Origin of the sequence: Gluconacetobacter sp. (assembly GCF_047721585.1) — a bacterium.
Classification (GTDB): domain Bacteria; phylum Pseudomonadota; class Alphaproteobacteria; order Acetobacterales; family Acetobacteraceae; genus Gluconacetobacter; species Gluconacetobacter dulcium.
Window position 1 is genome coordinate 44185 of record NZ_JBDNXE010000002.1, and the last position, 24009, is coordinate 68193.

19 protein-coding genes and 1 pseudogene are annotated in these 24009 nt (G+C 63.4%); 4 read left to right on the forward strand and 16 right to left on the reverse strand.

Annotated features, from left to right (window positions below; translation table 11 throughout):
* Positions 1-72 precede the first annotated feature (72 nt).
* From ABF821_RS00820 to ABF821_RS00870, 11 genes are all read right to left on the reverse strand, one after another.
* A complete protein-coding gene (locus ABF821_RS00820; RefSeq protein ID WP_415528720.1) occupies positions 73-897 on the reverse strand; it encodes a hypothetical protein in 825 nt (274 codons plus the stop codon).
* A gap of 118 nt (positions 898-1015) precedes the next feature.
* The gene (locus ABF821_RS00825; protein WP_415528721.1) at positions 1016-1243 is read right to left on the reverse strand and encodes a hypothetical protein; all 228 of its coding nucleotides are present in this window, start codon (positions 1241-1243) and stop codon (positions 1016-1018) included.
* A gap of 302 nt (positions 1244-1545) precedes the next feature.
* Positions 1546-2004 (reverse strand): hypothetical protein, encoded by a 459-nt coding sequence (locus tag ABF821_RS00830; protein ID WP_415528722.1) that lies wholly within the window; start codon positions 2002-2004, stop codon positions 1546-1548.
* Between the two features lie 4 nt (positions 2005-2008).
* Positions 2009-2314 (reverse strand): hypothetical protein, encoded by a 306-nt coding sequence (locus tag ABF821_RS00835; RefSeq protein WP_415528723.1) that lies wholly within the window; start codon positions 2312-2314, stop codon positions 2009-2011.
* Between the two features lie 75 nt (positions 2315-2389).
* Positions 2390-3013: a hypothetical protein gene (locus ABF821_RS00840; RefSeq protein ID WP_415528724.1), complete on the reverse strand. Its 624-nt coding sequence runs from the start codon at positions 3011-3013 to the stop codon at positions 2390-2392.
* 72 nt (positions 3014-3085) lie between these two features.
* Positions 3086-3739 (reverse strand): LPD29 domain-containing protein, encoded by a 654-nt coding sequence (locus ABF821_RS00845; RefSeq protein WP_415528725.1) that lies wholly within the window; start codon positions 3737-3739, stop codon positions 3086-3088.
* Positions 3740-4332: 593 nt separating this feature from the next.
* Positions 4333-4773 (reverse strand): hypothetical protein, encoded by a 441-nt coding sequence (locus tag ABF821_RS00850; RefSeq protein WP_415528726.1) that lies wholly within the window; start codon positions 4771-4773, stop codon positions 4333-4335.
* Between the two features lie 193 nt (positions 4774-4966).
* Positions 4967-5254 carry a hypothetical protein gene (locus tag ABF821_RS00855; RefSeq protein WP_415528727.1) on the reverse strand — a complete coding sequence of 96 codons (288 nt, stop codon included), beginning with the start codon at positions 5252-5254 and terminating at the stop codon, positions 4967-4969.
* Positions 5251-7134, reverse strand: coding sequence for a ParB/RepB/Spo0J family partition protein (locus tag ABF821_RS00860; RefSeq protein WP_415528728.1), 1884 nt, complete (start codon positions 7132-7134; stop codon positions 5251-5253). The genes ABF821_RS00855 and ABF821_RS00860 overlap by 4 nt, the downstream gene beginning before the upstream one ends.
* 211 nt (positions 7135-7345) lie before the next feature.
* Positions 7346-7648, reverse strand: a complete 303-nt coding sequence (locus tag ABF821_RS00865) for a hypothetical protein (RefSeq protein WP_415528729.1) — start codon at positions 7646-7648, stop codon at positions 7346-7348.
* A 23-nt stretch (positions 7649-7671) separates the two neighbouring features.
* Positions 7672-9186, reverse strand: coding sequence for a DNA cytosine methyltransferase (locus tag ABF821_RS00870; RefSeq protein ID WP_415528730.1), 1515 nt, complete (start codon positions 9184-9186; stop codon positions 7672-7674).
* Between the two features lie 456 nt (positions 9187-9642).
* On the opposite strand from ABF821_RS00870, the gene ABF821_RS00875 reads away from it, so the two are divergent.
* Positions 9643-10818, forward strand: coding sequence for a hypothetical protein (locus ABF821_RS00875; protein ID WP_415528731.1), 1176 nt, complete (start codon positions 9643-9645; stop codon positions 10816-10818).
* A 199-nt stretch (positions 10819-11017) separates the two neighbouring features.
* Here ABF821_RS00875 and ABF821_RS00880 read toward each other — a convergent pair.
* Both ABF821_RS00880 and ABF821_RS00885 read right to left on the reverse strand, forming a co-directional pair.
* Positions 11018-16136 (reverse strand): annotated as a pseudogene (locus ABF821_RS00880) (Eco57I restriction-modification methylase domain-containing protein).
* 127 nt (positions 16137-16263) lie between these two features.
* Complete coding sequence (locus tag ABF821_RS00885; RefSeq protein ID WP_415528732.1) at positions 16264-16689, reverse strand: hypothetical protein; 426 nt, start codon at positions 16687-16689, stop codon at positions 16264-16266.
* 497 nt (positions 16690-17186) lie between these two features.
* Here ABF821_RS00885 and ABF821_RS00890 point away from each other — a divergent pair, with 497 nt between their 5' ends.
* The gene (locus ABF821_RS00890; protein ID WP_415528733.1) at positions 17187-17840 is read left to right on the forward strand and encodes a ParA family protein; all 654 of its coding nucleotides are present in this window, start codon (positions 17187-17189) and stop codon (positions 17838-17840) included.
* Entirely contained in the window at positions 17837-18586 is a 750-nt protein-coding gene (locus tag ABF821_RS00895) for a hypothetical protein (RefSeq protein ID WP_415528734.1), read from the forward strand. The genes ABF821_RS00890 and ABF821_RS00895 overlap by 4 nt, the downstream gene beginning before the upstream one ends.
* 703 nt (positions 18587-19289) lie before the next feature.
* Here ABF821_RS00895 and ABF821_RS00900 read toward each other — a convergent pair.
* The gene (locus tag ABF821_RS00900) at positions 19290-20213 is read right to left on the reverse strand and encodes a replication protein RepA (RefSeq protein WP_415528735.1); all 924 of its coding nucleotides are present in this window, start codon (positions 20211-20213) and stop codon (positions 19290-19292) included.
* A 440-nt stretch (positions 20214-20653) separates the two neighbouring features.
* Between ABF821_RS00900 and ABF821_RS00905 the strand changes: the two genes are divergently transcribed.
* A complete protein-coding gene (locus ABF821_RS00905; RefSeq protein WP_182973634.1) occupies positions 20654-21793 on the forward strand; it encodes a sensor domain-containing diguanylate cyclase in 1140 nt (379 codons plus the stop codon).
* 106 nt (positions 21794-21899) lie between these two features.
* Here ABF821_RS00905 and ABF821_RS00910 read toward each other — a convergent pair whose 3' ends face one another.
* A complete protein-coding gene (locus ABF821_RS00910; RefSeq protein ID WP_415528736.1) occupies positions 21900-23336 on the reverse strand; it encodes a tyrosine-type recombinase/integrase in 1437 nt (478 codons plus the stop codon).
* Positions 23326-24009, reverse strand: a 684-nt coding sequence (locus tag ABF821_RS00915) for a hypothetical protein (protein WP_415528737.1), incomplete at its 5' end; no start/stop codon positions are given. The genes ABF821_RS00915 and ABF821_RS00910, both read right to left, overlap by 11 nt.

Here is a 24009-nt window from a genome sequence, read left to right on the forward strand (position 1 = left end):
TGCGTCGCCGAAGCGATTTGTGTCCAAAATGGCTCGGGTGCGGATGGGGTCGCCGTCCACGGCGCCTCCACCTCACACGAGGTCGAGCATGGTGGAGAAGTTGAGCTGAAGCGCGGCCCTTCCGATCCGGATCACCTCCAGCATCTTCTGGTAGGCGACAGATTGCCGCACCACATGGAGGCGCCTGTCGCCCGTCGGCGTGTCCAGCACGTCCCATGCGTGCTTCCAGCACATGACGCCGGCGTCGTTCCGCCGGCCGGTCACCTCGAACTGGGCGCGCCCCCTGGCCGGCATCTTCACCAGGATCGCACCATGCTCATGCGGCGGATCGCCAAGGCGATGGATACGAGCAGACAGGCCGGCCTCTTCAAAGGCGGCATGCATGTTCCGGATCGAGAGAGGGTCGTGCAAAACCCAGGATGGAACGGGCGCCGGCCGGTTGCGCACGGCGGGATCGGGATCGAAGTCCTCGTCGCGCGGCCGACGGAAACACGACGGCGAGGCGAGCTCGCTCCCCCACAGATCCGCCATGGTGGGAGGATGGTTGTGCGTGCGATACCATGTCCCCTCCGCCAGCACCCAGGCCCGTTTGGCCTGGCCAAGCCCGATGCGGCTGGCCAGATGTGCGAACTGAGCTTCCAGCTCAAGCCGACGGTGGAAATCGCCGCCGCGCGGGTTGTCGGCAATCGCGCGGGCAATGCCCTCCAGTTGGGTGCGGATATCCACGCGCGTCGTCGGCTCCCAGGTGAAGACCAGCTTGCCGAAGCGCTGGGTCCGCTTCTCCTCACGCACCTCGTCGCGGCTTTGCAGAATCGCCACGCTGGTCACATCGGCCCGGCGCAGGGGCCCTTCGACCCGATGACCCATCGGAGCGGATGGGTCACGAATAATCAGCATTCGGTGCCCGCCGAAGATCTGGAGTTCACCTTCGGCCTGGTGTCCGCTCGCGAGCGTGACGCGGAGACGGCAGCCATGCTCGCACCCGGTGAATGGGCTCGGGGTATGCACTTTCATTTCAGCCGCCTGCGCGCACGACCGCGCGCGTGGCCGTCGCGTAGCAGACCCGACCATCCAGACTGTATCGCTTCCGACGGATCTTGATGCAGATCGTCTTGCTCGAACCACCAGCAAAACAGAACCGGTCGCCGATCGCCAGGTCCTCAAAGATCACCGCTTCGGACCCGTATCGCCGTGCCGCAGCCCGCGCCGCGTTCAGGGCAAGATCGCTGGAATTTCGCTTCATCTCTGCCTCTCTCAGGTCTTTTCTTCGACCTGATCGGCAGCTTCATGGGGCGGGGGGGGGGGGGGGGGGGGGGGGGGGGGGGGGGGGGGGGGGGGCGGCCGCCCCGCCCCCCCCCCCCCGCCCCCCCCCCCCCCCGCCCCATGAGAGCGGATTCTCTCTCTTCTCCTCTCTCCCCTTCTCTCCCTACGCTTTCCTACCTCTCCTAATACCGGGCTTGCCGAGGGGCGTTTTCCCAGAGCCCGCGGAGTGGGGAGATTTGTGTCCAAAATGGCTCACGGACCGCGCCGCTCCCGGCCCGTCTACTAAGAACCCTCACCAATCAGCATGGCGGCGTCTCGCTCCGCTGCGCGCAATCCCGCTATCTGGACATTGGCCCAATGCCGCAGATCCAATCTGTCCACGATCGCGCCGGTCTTCAGATCGACGATGCAGGCGCCGCCCCCGTATGCGTCCAGGCGGGGTCTGCTGCAATCAAACGACCATATCAGGGTCCACAGCCCTGGCTCCGTCAGACCGCGTTCCGCACAATCCTGGACGAAGGCGACAACATTGTCGGGTGACCCCGCGCGGCTGTGAATCCACACAACCGGCTTTCCAGCGGCGTCGAGATGGTCATACACCGCGTCAAAGCGACCATAGTTCGGGTCGTCGTCACCCTCTCCAGCGTTACGCCGCTCCTCCAGAGCGAGTAGGGCCTCATGAAGAGCCTCCTCGCACTTCATCGGAAGGCGAGCGGAGAATCTCGTGAAATAATCGGCCATTCCTTCAATCCTCATCGAACCAGGGCAACGCCTCATCTCGTGGCCCGTCTGCGTCGAGCAGCACGTAATCGCAGTCCAGTTCGCGGGCGCGCGCAAACACGGTGTCCAATGCGTCACTCCCGTTCCAACGGACGGGGGTACCGTCCTCGGGGACATGAACGAACCATCCATAAACCCCGGGAAACGCGCTGAAGGAGAGCGTTTCAAGCGCTGAGGACACCATCAGCACGCGATCGGACGCAGGAAGATGACCAGTGCTCAGGTCGAGGAACTTGCGCACCCCATTCGGGACGTTGGCCGCCTTGGACATGTTTTTCTCCGGCTATCAGGTTATTTCGGTGCGGCAGCGGGGCGGGCAATCACGGCCCCGCTGCATTGGGCGTCTTCAGGCGGCAGTCACGGTCGGCGACAGCCGACGGGCCAGCAATTCGACTGCCACATCGAATGGATGGACGCGGGCTCCGTAGCGGTCGTGCAGCGGCACTTCATGCGCGAGAGAAGGCAGGCTCTGCCAACTGTCGGTGCAACGCTGCACGCGCGCGTTGATCGCCCGGAGATAGCCGTAGAGACCGACCGATCCATCCGCGGGCGAGGTGAAGTCGTCCGGCTCCGCGCCAGGCCAGAACGGCTCCTGGCCATCCATCTGGAATGGCGCGAAGCGGCTTCCCCACATGCGCACACCGGGCCCGTCGACGTGCCGGACAGGGCTTTCGACCTCGCTGTGTATCCAGTCCGCATCGTGGAACTGGCCGGCACGATCGGCAACATCGAACCCCCGTGGCTTCCGTTCACCACGAGCCACCTGAACAGAGACCAGAAAGGAGACGCGCGGTGCTGCAGTGAAGACCGAGGCGCCGAAGGCGCGCGCCTGTTCGGCAATTTCCGGCACCGTACGAGCTTCGATGCAGACCGAGGGAACCACTTTCTGGCCGTACTCGATCTGAGTGCCGGTCAGCGTCTCTCTTTCGTAGCGGCGGGCGGGGTGAGCGGAGAGGATGATTGTCGGCATGGAAAAAGGCTCCAGAAACGCAAAAGGCCGCCTCACGGGCGGCCTGGATGCAGTGTTTTGGGGACGGCCCGATTAAGAGCGGGAGGTGAAAATGTATTCGGCATGGCCGAAGACCATCATCCACGGCGTGGCGTTGCCATCGTGCCCGCTCCGGAAAAGGTCGGTGATAGCCTCCACAGCATTGGAATCCGGCCCGTCCGCCCAACTGACGGTGAGCGCGCCGTAATGCCTTTTGCGCACCGAGAATTTCACGGCGGGAAAGGCCTCCTTCAGCAGGACACGGATGTTCTTCGCGGCGATTGTTCCGTCGCCCGTATCGCCCTGCGTCAGCATGGCGTGGGCCGTGTCTGCACGCAGCCTGGCGATCTCCTGCTCAAACGCTTCCTGCGCAGCCTCTGCCTGGGCTCTTTGCTGTGCGATCACCTCGTCTGCATGGCGACACAGGGCAGCAAGCTGTTCCTGGTCGGCAAACCCCTCCTCCCGGTCATGAATCGTCCACTGAACGCCATGCAGGATCGCCTCGGGAAGCAGGCGGGAGTAGCTCCCGGACTCGAAAACGATGTCGAACGTGGCAGCGCCTCCGGCGGCGATCGCCGTGCCTGACAGCCGCCTTACAGTGTCGGGCCTCTGCGCGCCCTGGATCCTGGTCACGTAGCCGCGACCACGGTTGTAGAGGATACTCGACACCATGGTGCCGACCTCGATCGGGTTGTTTTGCACGGACATCCGGCTCTCCTTATTTCTTGCTGGATGCTTTTCCGCGTGTCGGGACATGGTGGCCGGGGCCAGAGCGGCGCGTCAGCGCCGTTCACGGAGCCACGCGCAGGGCGCGCAGCGCGCGAGCATGGCGACGCTCTGGCGGCGGCCGCCATGTTCTGGCACGCCCCTCCTCTCCCCCTTTCTCTCTTTCCGTTTCGCTGCTTTCCTCGCGCAGGACGGCCTGCGGCGCGCGGATCGGTATAAGCCAAGGGCGGCATGTCCACCGGACACACCGCCCTTGAAAACCGCAGCCGGGCTTGCCATCATCAGAGGTGGCCGAGGGGCATCCGGGAAAAGATAACCCCCCGGCCGGTGCAGGAATGTGACTATTCGGAGAGGCTCTTCAGGACGGTTGCAGCCGCCTGGAGAGCTTTCTTCATCTTACGACGAAGCTTCGAAAGCCACTTCCCGTCCACCACGATCAGGACGATCATGGGGACACTCCTCTTCTGATGGGCTTCGGCACCACGGCCCCGAGGTGCCTGACCCGGCTACGATCAAGGGGCCGCGACGGGCGATGTCGTAGCCACGCATCGCCCGTTTCGCCGCTACCGGCTCATTCAGGCGGCCCAGAGTTTCTCTAGCGGCAGGCTCGTTCTCCGTCCATCCGCCGGCGCCGCAGCCGGAAGACCATTCGGGTCGGCATTCGCCGGCGAGCCGGTGACCACCCGGCACGCGTTGGCGACCGGCACCGCGAACAACGGCAGCGGCTTGTCGTGACGGCCGTCCCAGCTCAATCCGTCGCATGGATCGAGCAGGCCCATCCCGATGGCATCGGTATCGCGCTGATGGCAGACCCGCTCGTTCCCGCCACGAGGGCGCCGACAGGGGACGCCTGCCGGCGCGGCACAGCCACGACAGCCCACCCGATACGCGGGGTCACCTTCCTCGAAGGCGGCATAGCACCGCCTGCAGGTGACTGGCCCTGAGGTGCAGGCCCAGCGGATCGGAGCCGGCCGGCGCGGGCCAGCCCCGGACGAGCGGAAAGAGACATTCGACATCGGTCTTCTCCTTCTGGAATACCGATCGGCCGGCCAGGGCGGGGAGGACCTGTCGAAAGCGGCGCCGTGGCGCCGGGAGCGCACCCCACGCGCAGGCGGCGCAGCCGGCGAGCATGGGGAGCACCCACCTTTCGGCAGGGCCTGCCCGCTCTGGCAGCCCCACGCTCTTCGCCTGTCCTTCTCCGCTCCTTGCCTATTTCAGAGGGCATCCCTCGTCCTCGAGCGCCTCCTGTGCGGCTTCCGCCGGCGGGATCTGCTCCTCGTAGGCATCACGCCAGCAGCGGTCGGGCAAATCGAATACGCCCAGCCCGGTCCACCTCCAGATCGCGCGGTCGACCGCGCGCATCCAACCATGGAAGCCAAGATGGCCAGCCGTGTAGCTGGCCATCGTCGGGTCCCGATCATTGCGCGGGATCGGGTTCTTCCCCGCAAACTGGAAGGGCTCGGTCTCGCTGCCCCAACTGGCGATCCCCGAGATCACGCTGCCTTCACGAACACGACGTGGCTGTCGAAATGCGCGCGCCCCTCGGCGGTCGAGGCGAACTCATCCCGCAGCCGCTCGGCAACAGCGTCGAGCGCCTCCCCTGCCCCGTCAGTCTCCGCAGCCGCGCTCACGCACGCTGCATTGGCGTCCTCCGGCGCCGTCTCATCCTCTGCGGACACCTGGTCGTCACCGTCGTCGGCGTCAGACGGCTCCTCGTCCTGATCCCCGTCATCGTCCTCGGCGTACGCCGCGAGGCGCGCCGCATCGTGCGCGTCCTTCGCAAGTTTCGCTTTCCACGCGGCTGTCGACTGCGCAAAGCCTGCCGCCTCCGGCACCCAGCGTCCCTCCCCGACATGGGCGATCAGCGCCGCGCGCATCACCTTCCCCGTGGACTGGGCGGCCAGGCCCTCTGCCTCGACCGCAGTCGTGATGCCGGCCTTGCTGAACGTCTTCAGGAACTCGTCGAACGCCATGTTCGGCATCTGCACGTCGGCATCGAACAGCACGCCGAGCAGCTGCGCCGCGATCCCGCTACCGCTGTGGAGGCTCACATCGCAGTTGGCCACGCTCCGGAGCACCGCCATCGTATGCGTGCGCAGGAGATCGGGATCCCTCACCAGAACACCTTCCGGGAACAGGGCGGCAGCGGCGGCGTCGCGCGCGGACTGCTCCCCATATCCGCCTGTCGGATCTCCCTGGACTGCAATATTGTCTCCGCAGAAGGCGAGCAGAAGAGCCCCGACCAGGTCCCACGGCTCCGCGGTCGCGCACGCAGCGTCCAGGGCGCTATGCAGCGCGCGCGTCCGGATCTGGCCGATCATCTTCTCACCGGTGCCCGAGATGTCGCGGCGGACCTTCGGAGCCGGCGCCGACGCCCCCATGGTCGCCCCTGCGCCGGGCTGGGGTGTCCATCGCTCGAAGAAGACATAGCCGACCTGCAACGTCCGGGAATCCAGATAAAACGCGCGCGGCCCTTCCTCGGCATGCCACAGCCGACGCATGCCGTCTTCCATCCTCGGGTGCCCATATTCATGCGTCGCGAGAAACACATCGTCTTCGCCGAGCTGGCTCTCGATCCATGCGCGCTGCGCGTTCGCATAGCGCTCACGGTCCACGGTGTAGCGGTTATCCTGGCCGCCCTCGGCAAACAGGTCTTCTTCCCAGGCGATCCCGTGCTTGCGGGCGAGAGCATCGTCGAATGAGGCGTCGCGGGCAAAGAACTGGGTGTGCTCAAGAGCGTGAGCGAAGTCCGTCCAATCGAAATCCTTCGCCTCGTCCTCGGTCATGCGATATTCGGCCGGGTCGGCGTCGTCGGCGATCGTTTCGGACCAGATCTCAGCCCAGGCAGCTCTCTGCTCGTCCGCCGGCGTCCGCGCGATGACCCGCAGGGCACGCTCGTCCGGACCGTAATCGATCTCGATCGCGTCGAGGATCGGCGGATGCAGGCCTGCCAACAGCGACAGTCGCTTCAGATAGGCAGGTGTGACCATCAGCGCCTTGCACAACTGCCGCTCGGTATAGTTCTTCTCGCGGCGCATCCGGTCGACGTAGCGCCACTGGTCGGGCAGCGACATGTCCTCACGAATCATGTTCTCCGAGCCCGCTGCCAGGTCGTCGAGCTTCTCGTCGCCGGATCGCACGATCACCGGGATCACCTTGAGCTTCGCCATGATCGAGCAGCGCACCCGTCGGTGCCCGTAGACGATCATGAGGCTTCCGTCGGCCTGCTCGCGCACGACCGGGGGCTGCAGCACGCCGACGATCTGGATATTCAAGGCGAAACGGCGGTCCCTTTCTTCGTTCGGCGGAGAGGTGCGCGGGTTGTTCGGGTTGGGAATCAGCGTGCGCGGGTCGACTTCGCGAAATTCAGAGGTCATGGTTCGGCCTTTCGGAGAGCGCAGGCATCCGGACAAGCGGCGGCACCCTGCCATCACTTTCCTGCCTGATATTCCCCGGCGGGCACGGGCCCGGCGCGCGGGCAAGGCCGCGGCTATGCCGCGCTCGCCTTGGCCTTGAGCGCGCGCCGGGGTCGTGGCAGCCACCTTTCTCTTCTGCTTCTCTTCGCTGTTCCGCCTCTTCTCTCGTTTGTCAGGCAGATTGGATTTCCTGCTCTGCCGGGCATTCCTCCGCCGGATGAATCCGATCGTCATCAAACGCGAGATCCTCGGCGATCGTCGCGGCATCGAGGGCTGCGCCCACGCGATCGACATACAGGATCACGCCCTCGCGCCGCGCGTCGGTTTCGATATGCTCCGGCTTCCCGCTGCTTTCGATTTCTTTCCGGGCCTCCCGCTTGGCGATTTCGATCGCCTCCTCCGGTGAGGCGGCGTCGATCGTGAAGCTGTCGTATGCCCGCAGCCAGAACCCGATTTTGACCCGATACTCGGCCATGATGATCTCCTGATCGGCAAAGATTATTGGTAGAGAGGAACATCGACGCTGGCTGCGATCGCGATCGGCCTGACCCAGATCGGCGCCGCGCTGAGCATGAAGCTCTCTCCGCTCCAGGCGGCCAGCAGCGTGCGGCCCATTGCCTCCGCGATCGCCTGTGCTGCGTCCGGCGGGACGGCATTGCCGATCCGCTCCCGCCACGCCGTGTCGTTCAGGCCATCGAGTTCGGCCTGTTCCTCCGGGTCGAAGAGGGATTGCAGGCACGCCAGCTCGGCGGTCGTGAACGGCCGGTGCCAGGTGCCGTCTTCCGCGCGAATGACCGAAATCAGGCGGTCATCGTGCGCCCGCAACGGCGGGCGTGGATCCGCCACGGCCCAGCGGCCGTTGTCGTGGCCGGCCGCGGCACTCACGGCACCGCAGCCATCCTTCCACCGAACCACGCCGTAATGTCCGGCGGTCAGATAGTCGTCTCCCTTGCCGCGCGCGAGACCGGGGCGTGGGTCGGCGACGCTCATCGCACCGTCGCTGGGTTGAGAGCGGCCGATAACCGTGGACGTGGCCGCGTCCCAGGCGACGACACGGTAGATGTTGGCGAACTTCCGGTGATTGCTCGGCCGGGGATCGGGGATCTCGGACGCCGCAGGTGAGCAGCCAGGGCTGTCCTGGACCAGCGCGTAGTCGCGCAGCAATCCGTCCTGGACGGCAAGCCGCTCCAGCGATCGCCAGTCCTTCCCGGCCTCGACAAAGGCAAGGCGCACCCAGGTCTGCCAGTGCAGCCGCGGAATGCGGTGCATCGGCCCGGCGTCGGCGTCGCCGGGCAGCTTCATGCGCGACAGCACATCGCCCACACCCTGAAGCGCCCGCTTCGGGGGTTCCCACAGGAAGGGGCGGACTTTCTGCGCATGACGCGCGACCAGCAGGAAGCGCTTGCGCCGCTGCGCAAGCCCACCCAATTCGCCGCAATCGTGCGTCGTCTCCGCAACCGCGTATCCGTATGCGCGCAGAAGGGCGACAATCTGATCGAGCAGCTCGCGGCCCCGCGTCGCAATACGCGGCACGTTCTCGAACAGGATGAACTCGATCGGGTCGTCTTTGTACGCTTCCAGCGTCAGCCAGATGCCACGTAACGTCAATCTGTTCAGGGCCTGGTATTTCGGCGTCCGGCTGGTCCGCTCCGAGAGCAGGCCGGAGAATCCCTTGCATGGCGCCGAAAGGAACAGAATATGAGGGCGGCGGAAGCCGAACGCGCGGTGAATGTCCTGCGGGCCGGCCTCCCGCCAATCCGCCGGCGGCTCCGTTCCATGGAACGTTCGATATTGACCACGATCGAAGAGGTCCAGCACCGTGCCGGGAACACCGGCCAGGCGCTCGAAATCCCGGATCGCCGCGGGATCGACATCAATCCCGCCGAGGCATTCGAAATCCGCGGAGAGTGTCCCATGGCGGGCCTTGGTGGCATTGAAGCCCTTTGCGCCGCCCCCCAACCCGCAGAACAGGTGGCCATGGAGGATCGTATGGTGCGTGTTGCCGTTCAGCATCGTTTTCCCTTCCCTTTTCAGGGTCGGGGAGCCGGGGCAGCCTGGCCGGGCCAAGTGCGGCGCCCTGGCGCCGGGAGCGCAACCCACGCGCAGGCGGCGTAGCCGACGAGCATGGGGAGCACCCACCACTTGGTGCGGACGGGATGGTCTGGCTTTGCGCTTCCTTTGCCTACTCTCCGCTTGTTTTTCCCCTACATCTTCGTCCGCAAGGGGGGGCAAGCGGAAGGTCGGCTTATAGCATAAATATTACCAAAATGGACACAAAGTGAACGGATCGGGCAAATCATTCTTTGAGCATTTACTCATAGCCAGCAGCATAAAGTAATCGGATATGAGTCCCAGCGCTAATATTCCAACTCCGTCTCGTAAGAATGCGGGAGGCAGATCTCGTCACAGCTAGCTATCTCCATTACAACAGAGTTAAGAGACAGCCTCTAAAAAATAGGAAAGCGCGCGATGGAAGATGCCGAGATCTATCAGTTGGCAGGTGAGGTTTTAAGCTGCATCACTAATGATACAAATGACACAATATACGCCCCTCTGGGCGGAAAATTGTCGATTTGTTGGAGTGAGAAGGAAATTTATGGCGCCTACGCGTCCTCTCTAAGTCAAAGCGACAAACCGCCGCAGCACAGCATCACGATATACTACGAGTTTGTGCGACAGGTGTGGCGTGACATCGAAGATTTTTGCGAGTTCCTGCGAAGCAGGCCAGAAGGAGATTTTGCCCCCTACGAGTTTTATGACAATCACGCGAAACTCCCCGGATGCTTCAACGAAGACGAACACGTCAGGAACATGTTCATCGCGGCGATCACGTGGGTGTATTTCCATGAGCTCGGCCACCTCCTGCAAGAGCATGGCATCATACGCCACGAGTTCGGGCCCAGGGGAGATGAAGCCATGCAAACGACTGACGTACACGATTTCGAGGTTTCACATCACAAACCTATCAATGATCGAGAAGCGCTGGTCTCTCATGTTACGGAACTTGCCGCCGACTTCGCGGCGACGATCTTCTACGCCACGGATTTGCTTCGACATATAGAGGATCCCAGCTTTGCCGACGCTCAGGAGCGGCCCGAAGTTTTATGCGGGACACTTTACCTAATGGTGTGCGGCCTCTCTTTGGTCTTTTTCCGTTTCAACGGAAGTAAGCCTATTGTTCCGATAGCGGATGTTGAAGGCTCTCATCCGAGGCCCTTGACTCGACTGGAACTTCTTTTATCGCAAATCTGCGAGTACTTGGGTGCGATTGAGATGGAGACAGGTCACTCTTTCAATCAAGAGCTACTTGAAGTGCTTTGCGCAAAGGCTGTTTTTTTCACCACTCTGTATTGGTCATCGACCAATACAGAAGACGACGACTTCTACGTTCGCTTCCTGCTGCGAGGCGGTCAATCCAGTCCAGCCAATATGCAATATCTCCAGCCAATTGTGGCGATTTGGGATGAAATCTTGCCCAGAATCAAGGAGGTGCGCCGCTTTCACTCGCCCCTTATTCTGATGCGCTTTACGGAAACGTTCAGAGAGAAACTTAGCAGCGTGAGCACTCAGGGAACCAGTCCGGAAGCGAACGCCACTGCCGTTACCCCCTCATCACCTGGTGAGTTTCGAATCTCGAGCCAGTAAGCGTGCGTGCGGAAGTTGGCTATCAGGAGTTTCCATCTGAGTGCTCGATGTTTTATGTCCACTTCCGGGAAACTCTCCTAACCACCTGATGTCTGACATGAGGGCAAGGCCGGCGTGAGCAACGGCTTTCGTACCCTAGCAGACTGGCATCGCCGGCATCCTCCAGGAACGCCGGTGAATTGATTTGCCCTAGCCTCTCCTACGCAGCAGCCGCACTGTCCCCGTCCGCTGCATTATTCACCGGATCCGCTTCGTTGTCGTTCCCGGCAGGGTTGGCCGTTGCCGCAAGCTCCGCCTCCAGTTCGGCCAGCGCGTTCCGCTTCTCGTCAAGCAGCGCCTGCTCGCGGAACGGCACGTCAAGCCGGGCGCGATAGGCCGGCAGACGACCCTCGGCGTCCGCTCTACTGCGCAGCGTCTCGGCGTGAGTAGAGTCCAGACGTAACAGGGCGTGCTCGATTTTGGACACAATCCCCAGTGGCTTGGTCTCAGCGTCGAACTCTACCCCCGCGATTCCGTGGCTGAAGTCGATCGCCAGCGTGGCCTCGACCTTGCGCTTCTCGTCCAGACGAAACCGCTGCACCCACGCTTCGAGCACGATGTCGAAACCGCCGATGCGGCCGAGGACCCAGCGTCCCTCCTCCCCCTGCTTCTCCGCCATGCGGGCCTGCCCCAGGAGAAAGGCCCCTGCCCTCTCCCGCTCTGCCATGGCGCCACGCGGCGCCTCGAGGCGGAATGCGTCGCCACGGGTCGGCTCCCGGCGCGCGATGTCCGCCTCGATCTTAGGAAGCAGCTCGTTTGCCCTGGCGATGTCCCGCTCGCCGGCCTGGATCGCGCGCCGCACCGCGAACTGGTCGTCGTAATGCGCGGCATGGAGCCGTTCGAGCCTGGCCAGCTCGGCCTCCAGCCCCGCCTTCTGCATCAGCCGTGCATCGCCTGACGCGAGCGCCTTGGCCATGGCGAACTGATTACCGTCGTCGTTGACGTCCTCAATTCGGCGGATCGAGCGGTCCCCCGACATGGCGAGCGAGATGAAGCGCAACTTGCGCTCCAGGAGCTGCCAGTTCGTGGCGTCCACCGATCCCTCCTGGGCGTAGGCGTAGATATGGATAACCGGGTTCTGATTGCCCTGGCGTTCGATCCGCCCCTCACGCTGGATGATGTCGGAGACGAGCCAGGGCACGTCGAGGTGGTGCAGTGCAATCAGCCGCTGCTGGGCGTTCACCCCCGTCCCCATGGTCGCGGTCGAGCCGATCAGGATCCGCTTGCGCCCGCTGTTCAGGTCACCGAACAGGCGGAGCTTGGCCGCCGCCTTCTTGTAGTCCTGCATGAAGGCGATCTGGTCGCGGGGCACACCCATCCGCACCAGCTCGTCGCGCATCCACAGATACGCCGAGAAGCCGCGTTTCCCTTCGGCGGCCGCGGTGCCGAGATCGGAGAACACCATCTGCACGGCGCCAGGCAGATCATACGGACGGCCGGTTTCCGGGTTGGTGTAGCGGTTCTCCGACGTCTCCTGCCAGATCCGGAACACGTTGCGGATCATGACGTCGAGCTTGCTGGGCGCATTCTCGTTCGCGGGGTCGCGCTCGACGAAGCGCAGATCGATCGCGGCGTGCCGCGCGTCGTTGATCACCGACAGAAGGATGTCGTCGCCTTTCTGGGGACGCGCCTTCCGGTTCTCGATGACGCGGATGCGCTCGGCCAACACTTTCTGGTAGGCGCGGAAGTCGTCATTCGCCGGCGCAACGACGATTTCGCGGTGTCCGCCATGAATTGCCGGAAGCTTCACATATCGGCGCAGGTCCTCCTGCTGCACGACATCGGCAAAATGCAGATACATCGCCATCAGATCGGCGACGTTCACGAACTCGGTAAAGCGGGTCACCGGCTTGTATAGACCGCTCGGCTGCAGTTCGAGTTCGGTGCGGGTCTCCCCGAAATTCGCCGCCCACGGATCGAACTCGTGCAGATAGCGTTCCTGCAGGCTCTCCAGCGCCATGTAGCGCTGCACGGTGTAGAGCTCGCCAAGCGTGTTGGTGATCGGGGAGCCAGAGGCCAGGATCAGCGGACGCTCCGGATTCCGCGCCGCCAGATAGCGGGTCTTCACGAACAGGTCCCACGCCCGCTGGCTGCCGTTCGGATCGATGCCCTTCAGGTCGGACTGGTTGGTCGCAAAACTGAGCTTGCGAAACTGCTGCGCCTCGTCGACCAGGATCTGGTCGATCCCGATCTCGCCCAGATGCACGAGGTCATCCTTGCGGGCGGCGAGGCCTTCGAGCTTCGCCTCCATACCCTCCTTCATCCGCTCGATGCGCTTGCGCGATAGACGGTCTTCGCCGTCCACCTGGTCGAGCAGTTCCTCGTATGAGGCGATCTGCGCCTCGATCATCTGCCGCTCGAACGCGGCTTCGACCGGAATGAACTTGAACGCATCGTGGGTGATGATGATCGCGTCCCAATTCCCTGTGGCGGCGCGCGCCAGGAACCGCTGGCGTTTCTCCTTCACGAAGTTCGTCTCGTCGGCGACCAGGATTTTCGCCGTCGGGTAGAGCATCAGGAACTCGCGCGCCATCTGCGCCAGGCAATGCCCGGGCACGACGATCATCGCTTTCGAGATCAGACCGAGGCGGCGCTGCTCCATCACGGCCGCGCACATCGAGAACGTCTTGCCGCTGCCCACGGCGTGGGCGATGTAGGTGCCCCCCGTGGCGATGATCCGCCAGATGACCCGCTTCTGATGCTCGCGCAGCCGGATCGTCGTGCTGGCGCCCGGCAGGCGGAGATGCGCGCCGTCGAATTTACGGGCGACCAGGTTGTTGTAGGTGTCGTTGTAGAGCCGCACCAGGCGATCCGCACGCTCGGCGTCCTGCCACACCCACGTTGAGAATGCGCTCCTGATCGCTGCCAGCTTTTCCTTGGCCGCTTCCGTCTCCTGCGTGTTCAACACACGATGTTCGCCGTCCTGGTCGGTCCAGGTGTCGTAGATCTTCGGACTGGCCTGGGTCAGCGCGTCTTCCGGCAGCTCGCCCGCGTGGCGGCGCTCCGTGCCCCAGACCGATGTCGCCTCGGCCTTGCCGGCGAACGGCAGTTTGTCGACGCTCCAGCACGCCACCTGCGCGGTGTGGTGGATCCGCGTCTCCACCCCGAGCACCTCCCGGACGAAGTCCGTAACGTCGCTCACCGGAAGCCAGGGCGCGCCCAGTCGGGCGGTGATATCGGAGGGCCGCAGGTCTTCGGGCTGCACAGCCTCCAGCGCCGTGACGTTGCGGGCGTAGCGGCCATCATGGCTGGCGGCGTCGCGAGCCTTCGCCAGCTTGGTCCGCACGGGTCCGCTGAGATAGGCGTCGGCCGTGACGTAGGAATCCCGGCCCGGGAAGGTAAAGGCGGGATCGAGAAAGATCGCCGAGCCGAGTTCCGTCACCACGTCGCTCTCGGACCGCCCGAGAAGCTCCGCGATCAGCGGGATGTCGACGCGGCCGGTATCGTGCAGGGAGACCGCCAGGGCGTCGTGAGCGGAATGGATTTCCGGCTCCACCGGCGCATGGATGACGCGATCGGTGAACAGTGGTCCGGGCCTGCCTGTCTCCGTCGCTTCGTCATATTCTTCGATCGAACTGACCAGCCACACATCCGGGTCATCGTAGAACGGCTGCAGGTTCGGGCGCCGCTGCGTCTCGGTCTCGACGCCTGTGGTCTCGGTCACGCGCACCGTCGTCTTTGTCAGGTTGATCGGTCCGAACTGCCGCACGAACGCCTGGTAGGCGCGCTTCAGGTCCCCCTGCCCTTTCGCGAACGGCTGGTTTTCCATCTGGGCGCGCAGCACGCGCCGGGCAGCGTCACGCACCGGAACCAGCGCCTCGATGATGCGCGCGTGCTTCTGGAACAGGCCCTCCTTCTGCTCGCCTTTCCGGATGAGGACCCGGCTCGATCGTCCGGCGACGATCTGGTGCAGCACGCCGCCTTCCAGGAAGTAGCTGCCCTCTTTCAGGTCGGCGCCATCCGCCGCGGTGCCGATCTGGCGGCCGTCGGCCGCCGGCGCCACGATCCGACCGTCGGTCGGTGCTGGGAAACGGACGTCCGGTGCGATGCGGCCGAGCGCAATCGGTAGCGCCTCGTCCAGCGCAACGCCGGCGATCGGCTCGCAGGTATAGTCCGGCCCGAACTGGCTCGTGGTCCAGGCATGCCGTCCGAGGACCTGCTCGCCATGATCCAGATAGTAGCGGTTCACGTGCAGAGCGCCCTCGCCGAGATCGGTGTCGGGAATCTCCGCGCTCTCCAGCCAGCGGTCATCGCCCGGCAGCTCGCCGATTGCGCGGCGACGGAAGACCAGGACGTCGACCACGACGTCGGTTCCGGCATCGGCGCGCATTGCCGTTGCCGGCAGCCGGACCGCGCCCAGCAGGTCTGCCATCCCCTGCATGTGTGCCCTTGCCGTCGTGCTGCTCTTGTCGAGCGTATGACGCGAGGTCACGAACGCCGCGATCCCGCCTGGCCGCAGGGCCTCGATCGACCGGGCGATGAAATAGTCGTGGAGGCTGAAGCCCCAGAGGGCACGGTCGTCGGCGTTATGGACGGTCCGGTTGGAGAACGGCGGATTGCCGATCGCGAGATCGTATCCGCTGTCGAGCTTCGCCTTGGTGAAATCCTCCTGGCGGATCCACTGCCGGGGATAGAGGCGCCGGGCGATCCGCGCAGTCACTGCGTCCATCTCGATGCCGGTGAATGCGATGCTGCCGTCGAGCTTCGCGGGTCGCGTTGCGATGAACAGGCCAGTGCCGCAGCCTGGCTCGAGCACGGATCCGCCCTGGAAGCCACGTGCGAGCAGGAAGTCCCAGATCGTATGCACGATATATTCCGGGGTGTAGTGGGCGTATTGCACTGCCCTCGCCAGCGCCGCGCGTTCGGTCTCGCTCGTGCAGGCGGTCAGCTCGGCGCCGATCTCTTCCCAGCCTCGGCCAACGGTGTCGCCTGCGCGGGGGAACAGATTGTTGGCCAGATCGCCGGCACCGAAGCCGACGAAGCGACTGAGGATCTGCTGCTCGGCCGCGGTCGCGTTGCGCTCGTCTCGCTCAAGCTCTCCCAGCAGCCGGATGGCGGCAACGTTATCCCGCGCGCGGGCCTGCCAACCCGTGGCCAGGCCACGGAGGCCCGTCAGGCGGATGCGGCACGACGGCCGGTGCTTCGGTTAGTGCCTTGGCGAGCGCGACCGGCGCGGCGTCGGCGTCTTCTCCTTCCAGTTCTCCCCAATAGAGGCAGGTGTCTTTCCCGCTGAGGGGCGTGCTGTCGAAAAGGCTGAACTGGGTTCCGAAATCGGCCATGGAAGGGCTCCGGGCATGCGCGATCGCCCGGCGCAGCGAGCTGGCCGGGGGCGCGAAACGACGAACGGCCACCTGGAGGGTGGCCGCTATGACGGGTCAGGGTGTTGAGGGCAGGGGCGGGGAGGCTCTAATGCTCCAGCCCCTCGCTGGCATCGATGATCTCGAGCGCCGTCGCGCCGGCATCACGTGCCGCGTCGGCCGATCGGGCGAGTGCATCAAGGACGTCCGGCAGCGGTTGCGCCGTCGGATCACTGGGCTCGATGAAAGCCGTCGTCGCCCGTTTGAGCGAGCGCAGGGCCCGTTCCTTTGGGGTCTCCTCGGGCGTCAGCTTGCCTTGCGCGATCCGCTCATGGACGCTCTGATGCAGGACCTCCTGGCCGCGCCGGACGCGATATTGCAGGGGCAGGTGGCTGAACCGGCGCCAGAAGGCCACCCGGTCGGTCACACCGGCCAGTGTCTCGAGCTCACTGAGCGCCTCGAACTGGCGGCCGGCGACCGGTCGTGCGGGGCCGTCCGGATCGGGGAGGCCATGGGCAAGGATATGGAGCGTCACTGTCTGGGTCCTTTTCTCTCTTGACCCATTCGCGCGACCACATGGTGGGGAGGGGATCATACGGCGGCGCTTTGCGCCGGGACCGCAGGCACGCGCAGGCGGCGCAGCCGGCGAGCATGACGAGGACCCACCCGATTGATCCCCTCCCCACCATGTGGTGCGTCCCCATTCCTTCCGTGCTCTTCTCACCGCTTCTTTCATTCCCCTCCTGCGACAATCGAATGTGCCGGAGTAGGGGGCCTATCGAGGCAACCACGGAAGGGCTCCTGTCGGTCTGGCGTTTTCTACGATTGGTGGGCGCGAGAAAAAACCAACGCAGGTCGACGCATTCACGTTGACACCGCAGGTGGAGGTGTATTTACGTATCGAGGCAGGTCATTTTTACACATGTAAAAGTGGCCCAAGAGGTTCACCGGTGCCACGTGCGTCGACGGCTGTCTGGACTTTTTACATGTGTAAAAATGACCGCCCGTGCGCACAGAATTATGGGGTTAGCAATGGCTTCAGAAGCAAAAACCATTCTTATCGCGAGCGTGAAGGGGGGGACGTCAAAATCTACTCTATCGCGCTGCATCTCGGTATGCGCCGCACGGGAAGGACTTGACGTGGCCGGGATCGATTTCGATCCGCAACAGACTTTCTCAAAGTGGTCGAGCGCACGGCACGAGACGAAGAAAGTAATACCTAGCGTTGCAGACTTCCCCGTCATTGCGATGCCTCTGAACAAGTGGAGGGGAGCGGAGGACGTCGTTGACGAGCATGAAATCGTCATCATCGACACACCTCCGGCACTGGAGAACAACGCGGACGCATTCCTGGGTCTTGCGGAGATGGCTGATATAGTTTTAGTGCCCACCGGATCAACTCACGACGATATATCGAGCAATACACCCTACCTGCTCTCGCTAAAGAAAGCCGGCATAAGGTCGTTTGTGGTGTTCTCCAGGGTTAACCGTCAGACGAAGAGTTTTAGGCAAGCGAGGCAGCAGATCGCAAAATTTGCTCGGGTCTTGCCTGTTGAAATACCCGTGGCTGAAGACATGCATGTTCATAATGATGGCGGGCTGACGGCCGTCGACATCAAGGACGCACGAGGGTCCAAGGACGTCGAACTTTTGTGGGACTTGATTAAGCATGAGGTGGACCTGTGAACGTAAAGATCTCCAGAAACGCGGCTCGCAAACTCAAAGGTAATGATGAGCCGCTCACTGCGGAAAAGGCGTCGGAAATTATGGCGTCCGATATGCGCAGTGTCGCACAAAACGAATTAATCGAGATCGACGAAGGACTTTTGACGACCCTACGGGAGGTCTTTGGTGACACAGGGTTGATTGAGGACGAAGCAAAGCTTCGCGTTCTGATAACACAACGTAAGATTATCTATAGAAATTTTATAAAGTCTGGCCACGCGTCCCTTGCCATGGGAAACGCGCTGTTGAATCTCGACGCGTCCCTTACCGAAGAGCAGAGAGAACGTCTCAAAGGCAGTTCTGAGAAAATCTTGCCATTTGGCGACACTGTGGCATCGATGCTGCGCAGCGTGGCTCGCTTTGTCCACGCCGGAAAAGTGCCGGAGGAGCAGCTACCTGCGAGTTATTCCGCAGCTTATGTCCTGACAAGTATGACGGATATTGAGCTCGAAGCCGCGAAGTCGAATGGATTAATTCGACCTGAAGTCGGCAGGCCCAGACTATTAAAGTTTCGAAAAGAATTTCGAGAGAAGGCGAGGGCTGACGGTGGAGGGAACGGAGGCGTAATCGATATTGAGAAACTTGTCTCTCAGAGAGCCCGCTTGAATTCCCGGCGACGGAAGATTTCGGCGGAGTATTTCGAGCTGAGCCGGGAGGTGCGGGAAATATCTCAGATACTGGCGAAGCTTCAGAAGCGGTCGGAATAGACTTCGACGGGCAACTACACCAGGCCTTTAGTCACAGCCCGCCGGACGGACCACCACCACTCTCAGCGGGCCGGACATTGAAACCTCCTCGGACGCCATGGCTGTGGCGGGTCACGGTAGGGAAGGAAGACTAAAAGCCCAGGTGCTACGCCGAGGGGTCAAGGTGGGTATTGCTGGCACGCATGGCTCTCGGCACCGTCGGGCTCACCCTCAGGTGAAGCCGACGGGAGCGGGCCCCGTGGGCTTTTGGGGCGCTTTGAGTACGCACTTTGCGGGATTAAGCCGTGTGTGGCCTCTTGGGGCGCCACCACAATACAGACGCGGTTTGATGGCAGCGATCTGATGTCACCGGCGGTGTGGGCGCCGTGGACTTTTGGGGCGATCCGCAGTTTCCGGCAGATGTCTGCGCGAGCTTGATATCTCCAAGCCGAAATATCTTGCGCCGTGGGCTACTATCAATCCGTGGACTTTGAGGGCGGAGTGCACATCTAGCGTTACCGTCGTCGACGACGTGCTGCCGATTCTATCGTGTGGGCTTTTAGGGCGTAGCTTGATCGCATGACAGACCTAGAGGCGGGAAACTGCGCCCTAGTCTGATATCCCATTGCAATGCTGTGGAGGCCTTCCCGCGTGGGGTTTTGGGGCGCGGTGAGGAGGATACACGCGCTTAGGATTCATGACCCGCCGACCGTTGATTGGCGGGCTATTCAGAAACTACGAGGCCCGCCTTTCTGGCAAGCCTCTTTGGGACGGCAGGATGGGATTGCCGGAGTATCAATCCGTGCTCATTGGCCGTAACGTCGGCCTCCGGGTAAACCGCGAGGGCAATCTTTAAGCTATCCAGAAAGTTTTCACGGAATTTTCTCAGCCGTGCATAACTTCGCCCGAACTGCGCGTACAGCGCGGGCCACGAAATCTGGCAATCGGATGGAAGAGCATGGAGCCTATATGCGAGCCAGCAATAGATATCAAGTGCCTGGCTATTGTTCGAGATGGCCCGGATAGCGGACTCTTGCAGTGGTACGGGGTGATGCTTTAGCTGCTCGAAAAAACCTTCCGACAATTTTACAGTCTCAAGCAGAGCACCTGTATCGTCATTGGTGAAAAGTGCCGTGTCGACGATATTTTGATTGACGATACCTGTTTGTTTGCCCTTTGCGACCTGGAGCGTCATCCGGCATCTTGAAAGCCTAAGAGCTTGATCTCTGACCTCCTTCATACTCTTGCCGCCGATGGAGACCCCCAGCTTCCCGAGCCATACTCTTAGGCTCCGACCGAGCTCGATCTCACGGCTGTTTGTCTTGATAGCCTCGGTTTGCAGATAAAGGAGAATGAGCCTGGCGCGCGAACCATAAGGAACTCCGACGCGGACAACGCCCTTGCTTGTGTGCAGCGAGCCCGGTTCGACCAGCAATTTTGTGTGGTCGGTCTCTATTACCCAAACGTGGTCGTCGGGCTGCTTTCTGTGTGGTAGCGCAGCCTGACACCACCCGCTGAAAAGAAACCCAACACCACCTGTTTCGTCGCTCATAAAATCAAAAGCGACGTCAACCTCTTTGCGATCTTCGACGAAGGAGAGGGCCCCTTGCCGTCCATGCTGCTCAATCAGGTTGTGGACACGTCCCATGTCTCATCCTTTAGAGGGTAACGCACGATTATGTCGCCGTGGACTTTAGGGGCGAAGAGCTATTTGGATATTATTTGAATCTATTTATTAGTTTGTGCCCTAAAAGTCCACGGGACAAAGCTGGTTAAGCTACTGCGTTTTAGGCATTTCCAGATTAGAGCCCGCCCCAAAAGTCCTCAGGTTGCGCCCTGAAAGTCCACATCAACGACGTGGGCGGCGCAGAGTTATCCGCCCTAAAAGCCCACACCTTTCCGATTCGCATCAAGCGCTGCACAATTTTAGGTGCGGCGTGGACTCTTGGGGCGGGGGCTCGGGTGATACAATGACCCTGTGTGGTTTCGGGGCATCCTGTTCGGTTATCGAGTTTGGTTGCGCAAACGGCCGTTCGTAAGTCATGAAGACGCCAGAATGTCCGTCCTAACACACCAGCCATACGCCACATGACCGCATACGCCCCGGCTATCATCGGTTACAGCACGGCAGTCACTTTGCTGATCGGGCTTGCATTTCTCGTTTCGGGGGTGAGCAACGGGCGTTCTTCCAAAGCTCGCTGGCTGGCCGCGCCTTTCCTGATCGGCGGGGCGGGGGGAGCTTTTCTGACCGCGCCGTGGATCCTGCCCGGTGAGGCCGGGATCCCGGTTGGGGCGTTCCTGCTGACTCTCGCTTACGGTTTTGGATGGCTGGCCATTCGCATTAAGGTCGGGTACCGGCCACGGATCGGGACCGCGATGCTGTGCTGTTTAGCGACGGCCGCGTTACCCTTTGTCATTGAACCGGGAAGAACCAGCGACGTCGCTTGTGCGATGTCCCGCATGTTGCTGGTGGGAGGCTTCAATGCATTGGCCGCCCGCGACGTCTGGCTGGCATCTGGCAGGGCTATTCATGCGGCGAGGCTGCTAGCCCGGGTGCTTGGCATTTGCGCGGCGCTCGAATGGGCGCGCGTGCCTTTTGCGGCCTGGCTACCGAAACCGCTCGGTGCGGAACCGACCGCGTTGTGGGCGGTCGTTGCGTTTAATGCGCAGGCTATGATCGAGGTGCTGCTGGTCACCGCCTTGCTGATCGCGCTGCCGCGAGAGCGTCAGGCGGCGGAGCACCTCCGCCTTGCCAGGCGGGATCCGTTGACCGATCTGGGAAACCGACGCGCCCTGGAGGAATGGCTGGCGCGCCGCGGCGGCTGCCCAGGCGATATTGCGCTCCTGACCTTTGATCTGGACCACTTTAAGTCGATCAACGACAACCACGGGCATGCGACCGGCGACCAACTACTCAGGATGGCCGCCGACGTCGCTCGCCGTGTGCTGCCGGACAGCGAGACGATCTATCGGATCGGCGGGGACGAGTTCCTGGGTATTCTTCCCACCACGGCTGAGGAAGACGTCCGCTTGATTGCGGACCGCCTCACGGCTGCGTTCCGGCACGATGCGCGGCTGCGACCGGGTGGGCCTATAAACGCGACGCTGAGCGTCGGAACGGCCATAGCCGTGGGGCGACCGATGGCGATCTCATTTCAGGCGCTCCTGGAGCGCGCTGATGCGGCACTCTATGCGGCCAAACGGGCAAGGAGGGAGACGGGGGCGTAACCCCGGTCAGGCCCCAGGCGCACAGAGCGCGGTCGCACGCCTTCTGGACCACGTGCTCAATCAGGATCGCCGTCCAATCAGCTCTTATACGGGTTTCAGAGGAGGGTTAAAATCGACCGCGCCCAGGGTGACGCTGTTTGATGCTCGCGGCATCGATATAGGTCTCGACCATGCGCAGGCTCTGGTGCCGCGAGAAGCGCTTGAGCTCGAGGAGGTCGTAGCCGTCGCCGGCGCCGGTGCTGATGGCACCGCGACGCAGACTGTGGCCGGCAAAGCTGCCCTCCAGCCCGGCGGCCTGGCAATGCTTGCGGACGATCTCGGCGATCGCGCGATCGGACAGGGCGGCGCTGCCGATTTTCGGGCGCGGGGAGGGTGTGCCTGCCTTGGCGTCCGGGGCCAGCCACACCCGGCGGAACACCGCACCTTCGGTGATCGCCGCCGCCCGTAGCCAGGCTTCGTAGGCGCGGACCGGACAGTGGCGGGTGACGCCGCGTGGAATACCGACCCGCACCCCGTCCCGGTTGGGATCGCCCTTCGAGCGCGTCAGGCGGATATCCATGCCGTCATCGTCGACGCTGACGTCGGCCACCGTGAGGCCGGCCAGCTCCGAGCGGCGGAAGGCGCCGGCGAAGCCGAGCAGCAGGATGGCGCGGTCGCGGACCGAGGCCAGATCGTCGCCCTGCACCTCTTCCAGCACCCGGGTGAGCGGAGTCCAGGTCAGCGCCGTCTTCTGCTGCGGGCCGGCGCCCGGCGCCTCGCGGCGGATGCCGGCGAGGGTGGCGGCGACCAGAGGATGGCTGGTGGGAATGGCGAGCCGGGCCAGGTGATGGAGATAGCGCAGCGCGGCACGATGCAGGTCGATGGTGCGCGGCGTGCGCTTGCGCAGCGCCATGTCGGCCAGATAGGCGGCGACATCCTCGGCCCGCGCGGGCAGGGCAGGGAGGGCGTGGCCGGCGGCCCACTGGCACCAGGCGCGCACGGCACCGCGGTAGGCGCGGCGGGTATTGTCGGCCTTGCCGCGCTGGACGAAGGCCTCCACCGCCTTGCGGGCGGTGCCCAGGCTGCCGTCATGGTTCGGTACCGCTTGGCTGGAGGCGAGGGCGAACCACTGGGCGACGCTGGCGGCCGGCTGGCCGACCGGTGCCGGCGGCATCTTGTCGCCCAGGTCGGGCACCGGCCCGGCCGTCGGGCAGCGGCGCAGCCAGGCGACGAAGCTGGGCGCGCCCTGGTCGATCTCCAGGGCGATCAGCAGTTCGTGGCCGGCCGGGACATCGCCAACGGCCACGCGTGCGGCGTCGAGGGCGGCGGCGGCGTGGGGCAGCGCAGGGGCGAGCGGCCGGTCAGGAGTGTAGCGGCCGTCAGGCTGCTCGATGCCGGCCAGGACCAGCGGCAGGGGCGGATCGAAACGGGCCACGGACAGCGCCTGCAGGGCATGCTGGGCGTGGTCGAGGTCGAGGCGCCCGCGGGTGAGGCGATCGACCCGCGCGGCGAGGGTGCGGCGGGCCGCGGCGCGGGCACCGAGGATCCGGATATCACTCAGCATCGGAAATCCTCGGCGCACCAGCACCTCCCGGATAGCCCGCTGGCCCGGAGCGGCTGACCACATCGAACACCCAGTCGAGCTGCTCGGTGGTCAGCGCCAGCGGCGTGTGGCGGTCTGCGGTTGTCGGGAGTGCAGGGAACAGAGGCTGCAAGATTGCCGGGCAATGGTCGGTCAGCCACTCCCATGAATCGGCACTCGTATGTTTGAGGACATTCGCCAGTTTCGCGACGGCTTCGAGATCAGGATGAAGATGGAAGGCCAGATCCGGTGCGGTCCGGCCGAGCCTGCCGATCTCCTTGGTGAGGTCCTGGTGTGATCCCAGCTTCTTCCTGGCGTCCTTTCCGCGCTCCTGATGGTGCCAGCGGTACACCGAGGTCTCCCAGTAATGATAGGCCGCCAGGGCGAAGGCCCGGCGCAGCTCGGGCAGGGCTTCTTCGAGGCGCGCGATGTCCATCTCGAGCACCTGGTCGAGTTCCCACAGGATATGCCCGTCCTCACGTTCACCGATGAATTCGGACGAGGCGTCGTAGGCCTCCAGTTCCTGACGTTTGCGCGCCATCTCTATCAGCAGGCCGTGGGGCGCGGTGCGCGGCGCCCGCCCGGGCGACGGCCCGCGCGCCCGGTATATAAACGCCCCCCCAAAGAGAGGACGCCCAAACAACACAGCACAACG

Excerpts from the sequence above, each read along its gene's own strand:
- ABF821_RS00820 (WP_415528720.1), bottom strand. The coding sequence starts at position 897 with ATGCTGATTATTCGTGACCCATCCGCTCCGATGGGTCATCGGGTCGAA.
- ABF821_RS00825 (WP_415528721.1), bottom strand. The coding sequence starts at position 1,243 with ATGAAGCGAAATTCCAGCGATCTTGCCCTGAACGCGGCGCGGGCTGCG.
- ABF821_RS00830 (WP_415528722.1), bottom strand. The coding sequence starts at position 2,004 with ATGGCCGATTATTTCACGAGATTCTCCGCTCGCCTTCCGATGAAGTGC.
- ABF821_RS00835 (WP_415528723.1), bottom strand. The coding sequence starts at position 2,314 with ATGTCCAAGGCGGCCAACGTCCCGAATGGGGTGCGCAAGTTCCTCGAC.
- ABF821_RS00840 (WP_415528724.1), bottom strand. The coding sequence starts at position 3,013 with ATGCCGACAATCATCCTCTCCGCTCACCCCGCCCGCCGCTACGAAAGA.
- ABF821_RS00845 (WP_415528725.1), bottom strand. The coding sequence starts at position 3,739 with ATGTCCGTGCAAAACAACCCGATCGAGGTCGGCACCATGGTGTCGAGT.
- ABF821_RS00850 (WP_415528726.1), bottom strand. The coding sequence starts at position 4,773 with ATGTCGAATGTCTCTTTCCGCTCGTCCGGGGCTGGCCCGCGCCGGCCG.
- ABF821_RS00860 (WP_415528728.1), bottom strand. The coding sequence starts at position 7,134 with ATGACCTCTGAATTTCGCGAAGTCGACCCGCGCACGCTGATTCCCAAC.
- ABF821_RS00865 (WP_415528729.1), bottom strand. The coding sequence starts at position 7,648 with ATGGCCGAGTATCGGGTCAAAATCGGGTTCTGGCTGCGGGCATACGAC.
- ABF821_RS00870 (WP_415528730.1), bottom strand. The coding sequence starts at position 9,186 with ATGCTGAACGGCAACACGCACCATACGATCCTCCATGGCCACCTGTTC.
- ABF821_RS00875 (WP_415528731.1), top strand. The coding sequence starts at position 9,643 with ATGGAAGATGCCGAGATCTATCAGTTGGCAGGTGAGGTTTTAAGCTGC.
- ABF821_RS00890 (WP_415528733.1), top strand. The coding sequence starts at position 17,187 with ATGGCTTCAGAAGCAAAAACCATTCTTATCGCGAGCGTGAAGGGGGGG.
- ABF821_RS00900 (WP_415528735.1), bottom strand. The coding sequence starts at position 20,213 with ATGGGACGTGTCCACAACCTGATTGAGCAGCATGGACGGCAAGGGGCC.
- ABF821_RS00905 (WP_182973634.1), top strand. The coding sequence starts at position 20,654 with ATGACCGCATACGCCCCGGCTATCATCGGTTACAGCACGGCAGTCACT.
- ABF821_RS00910 (WP_415528736.1), bottom strand. The coding sequence starts at position 23,336 with ATGCTGAGTGATATCCGGATCCTCGGTGCCCGCGCCGCGGCCCGCCGC.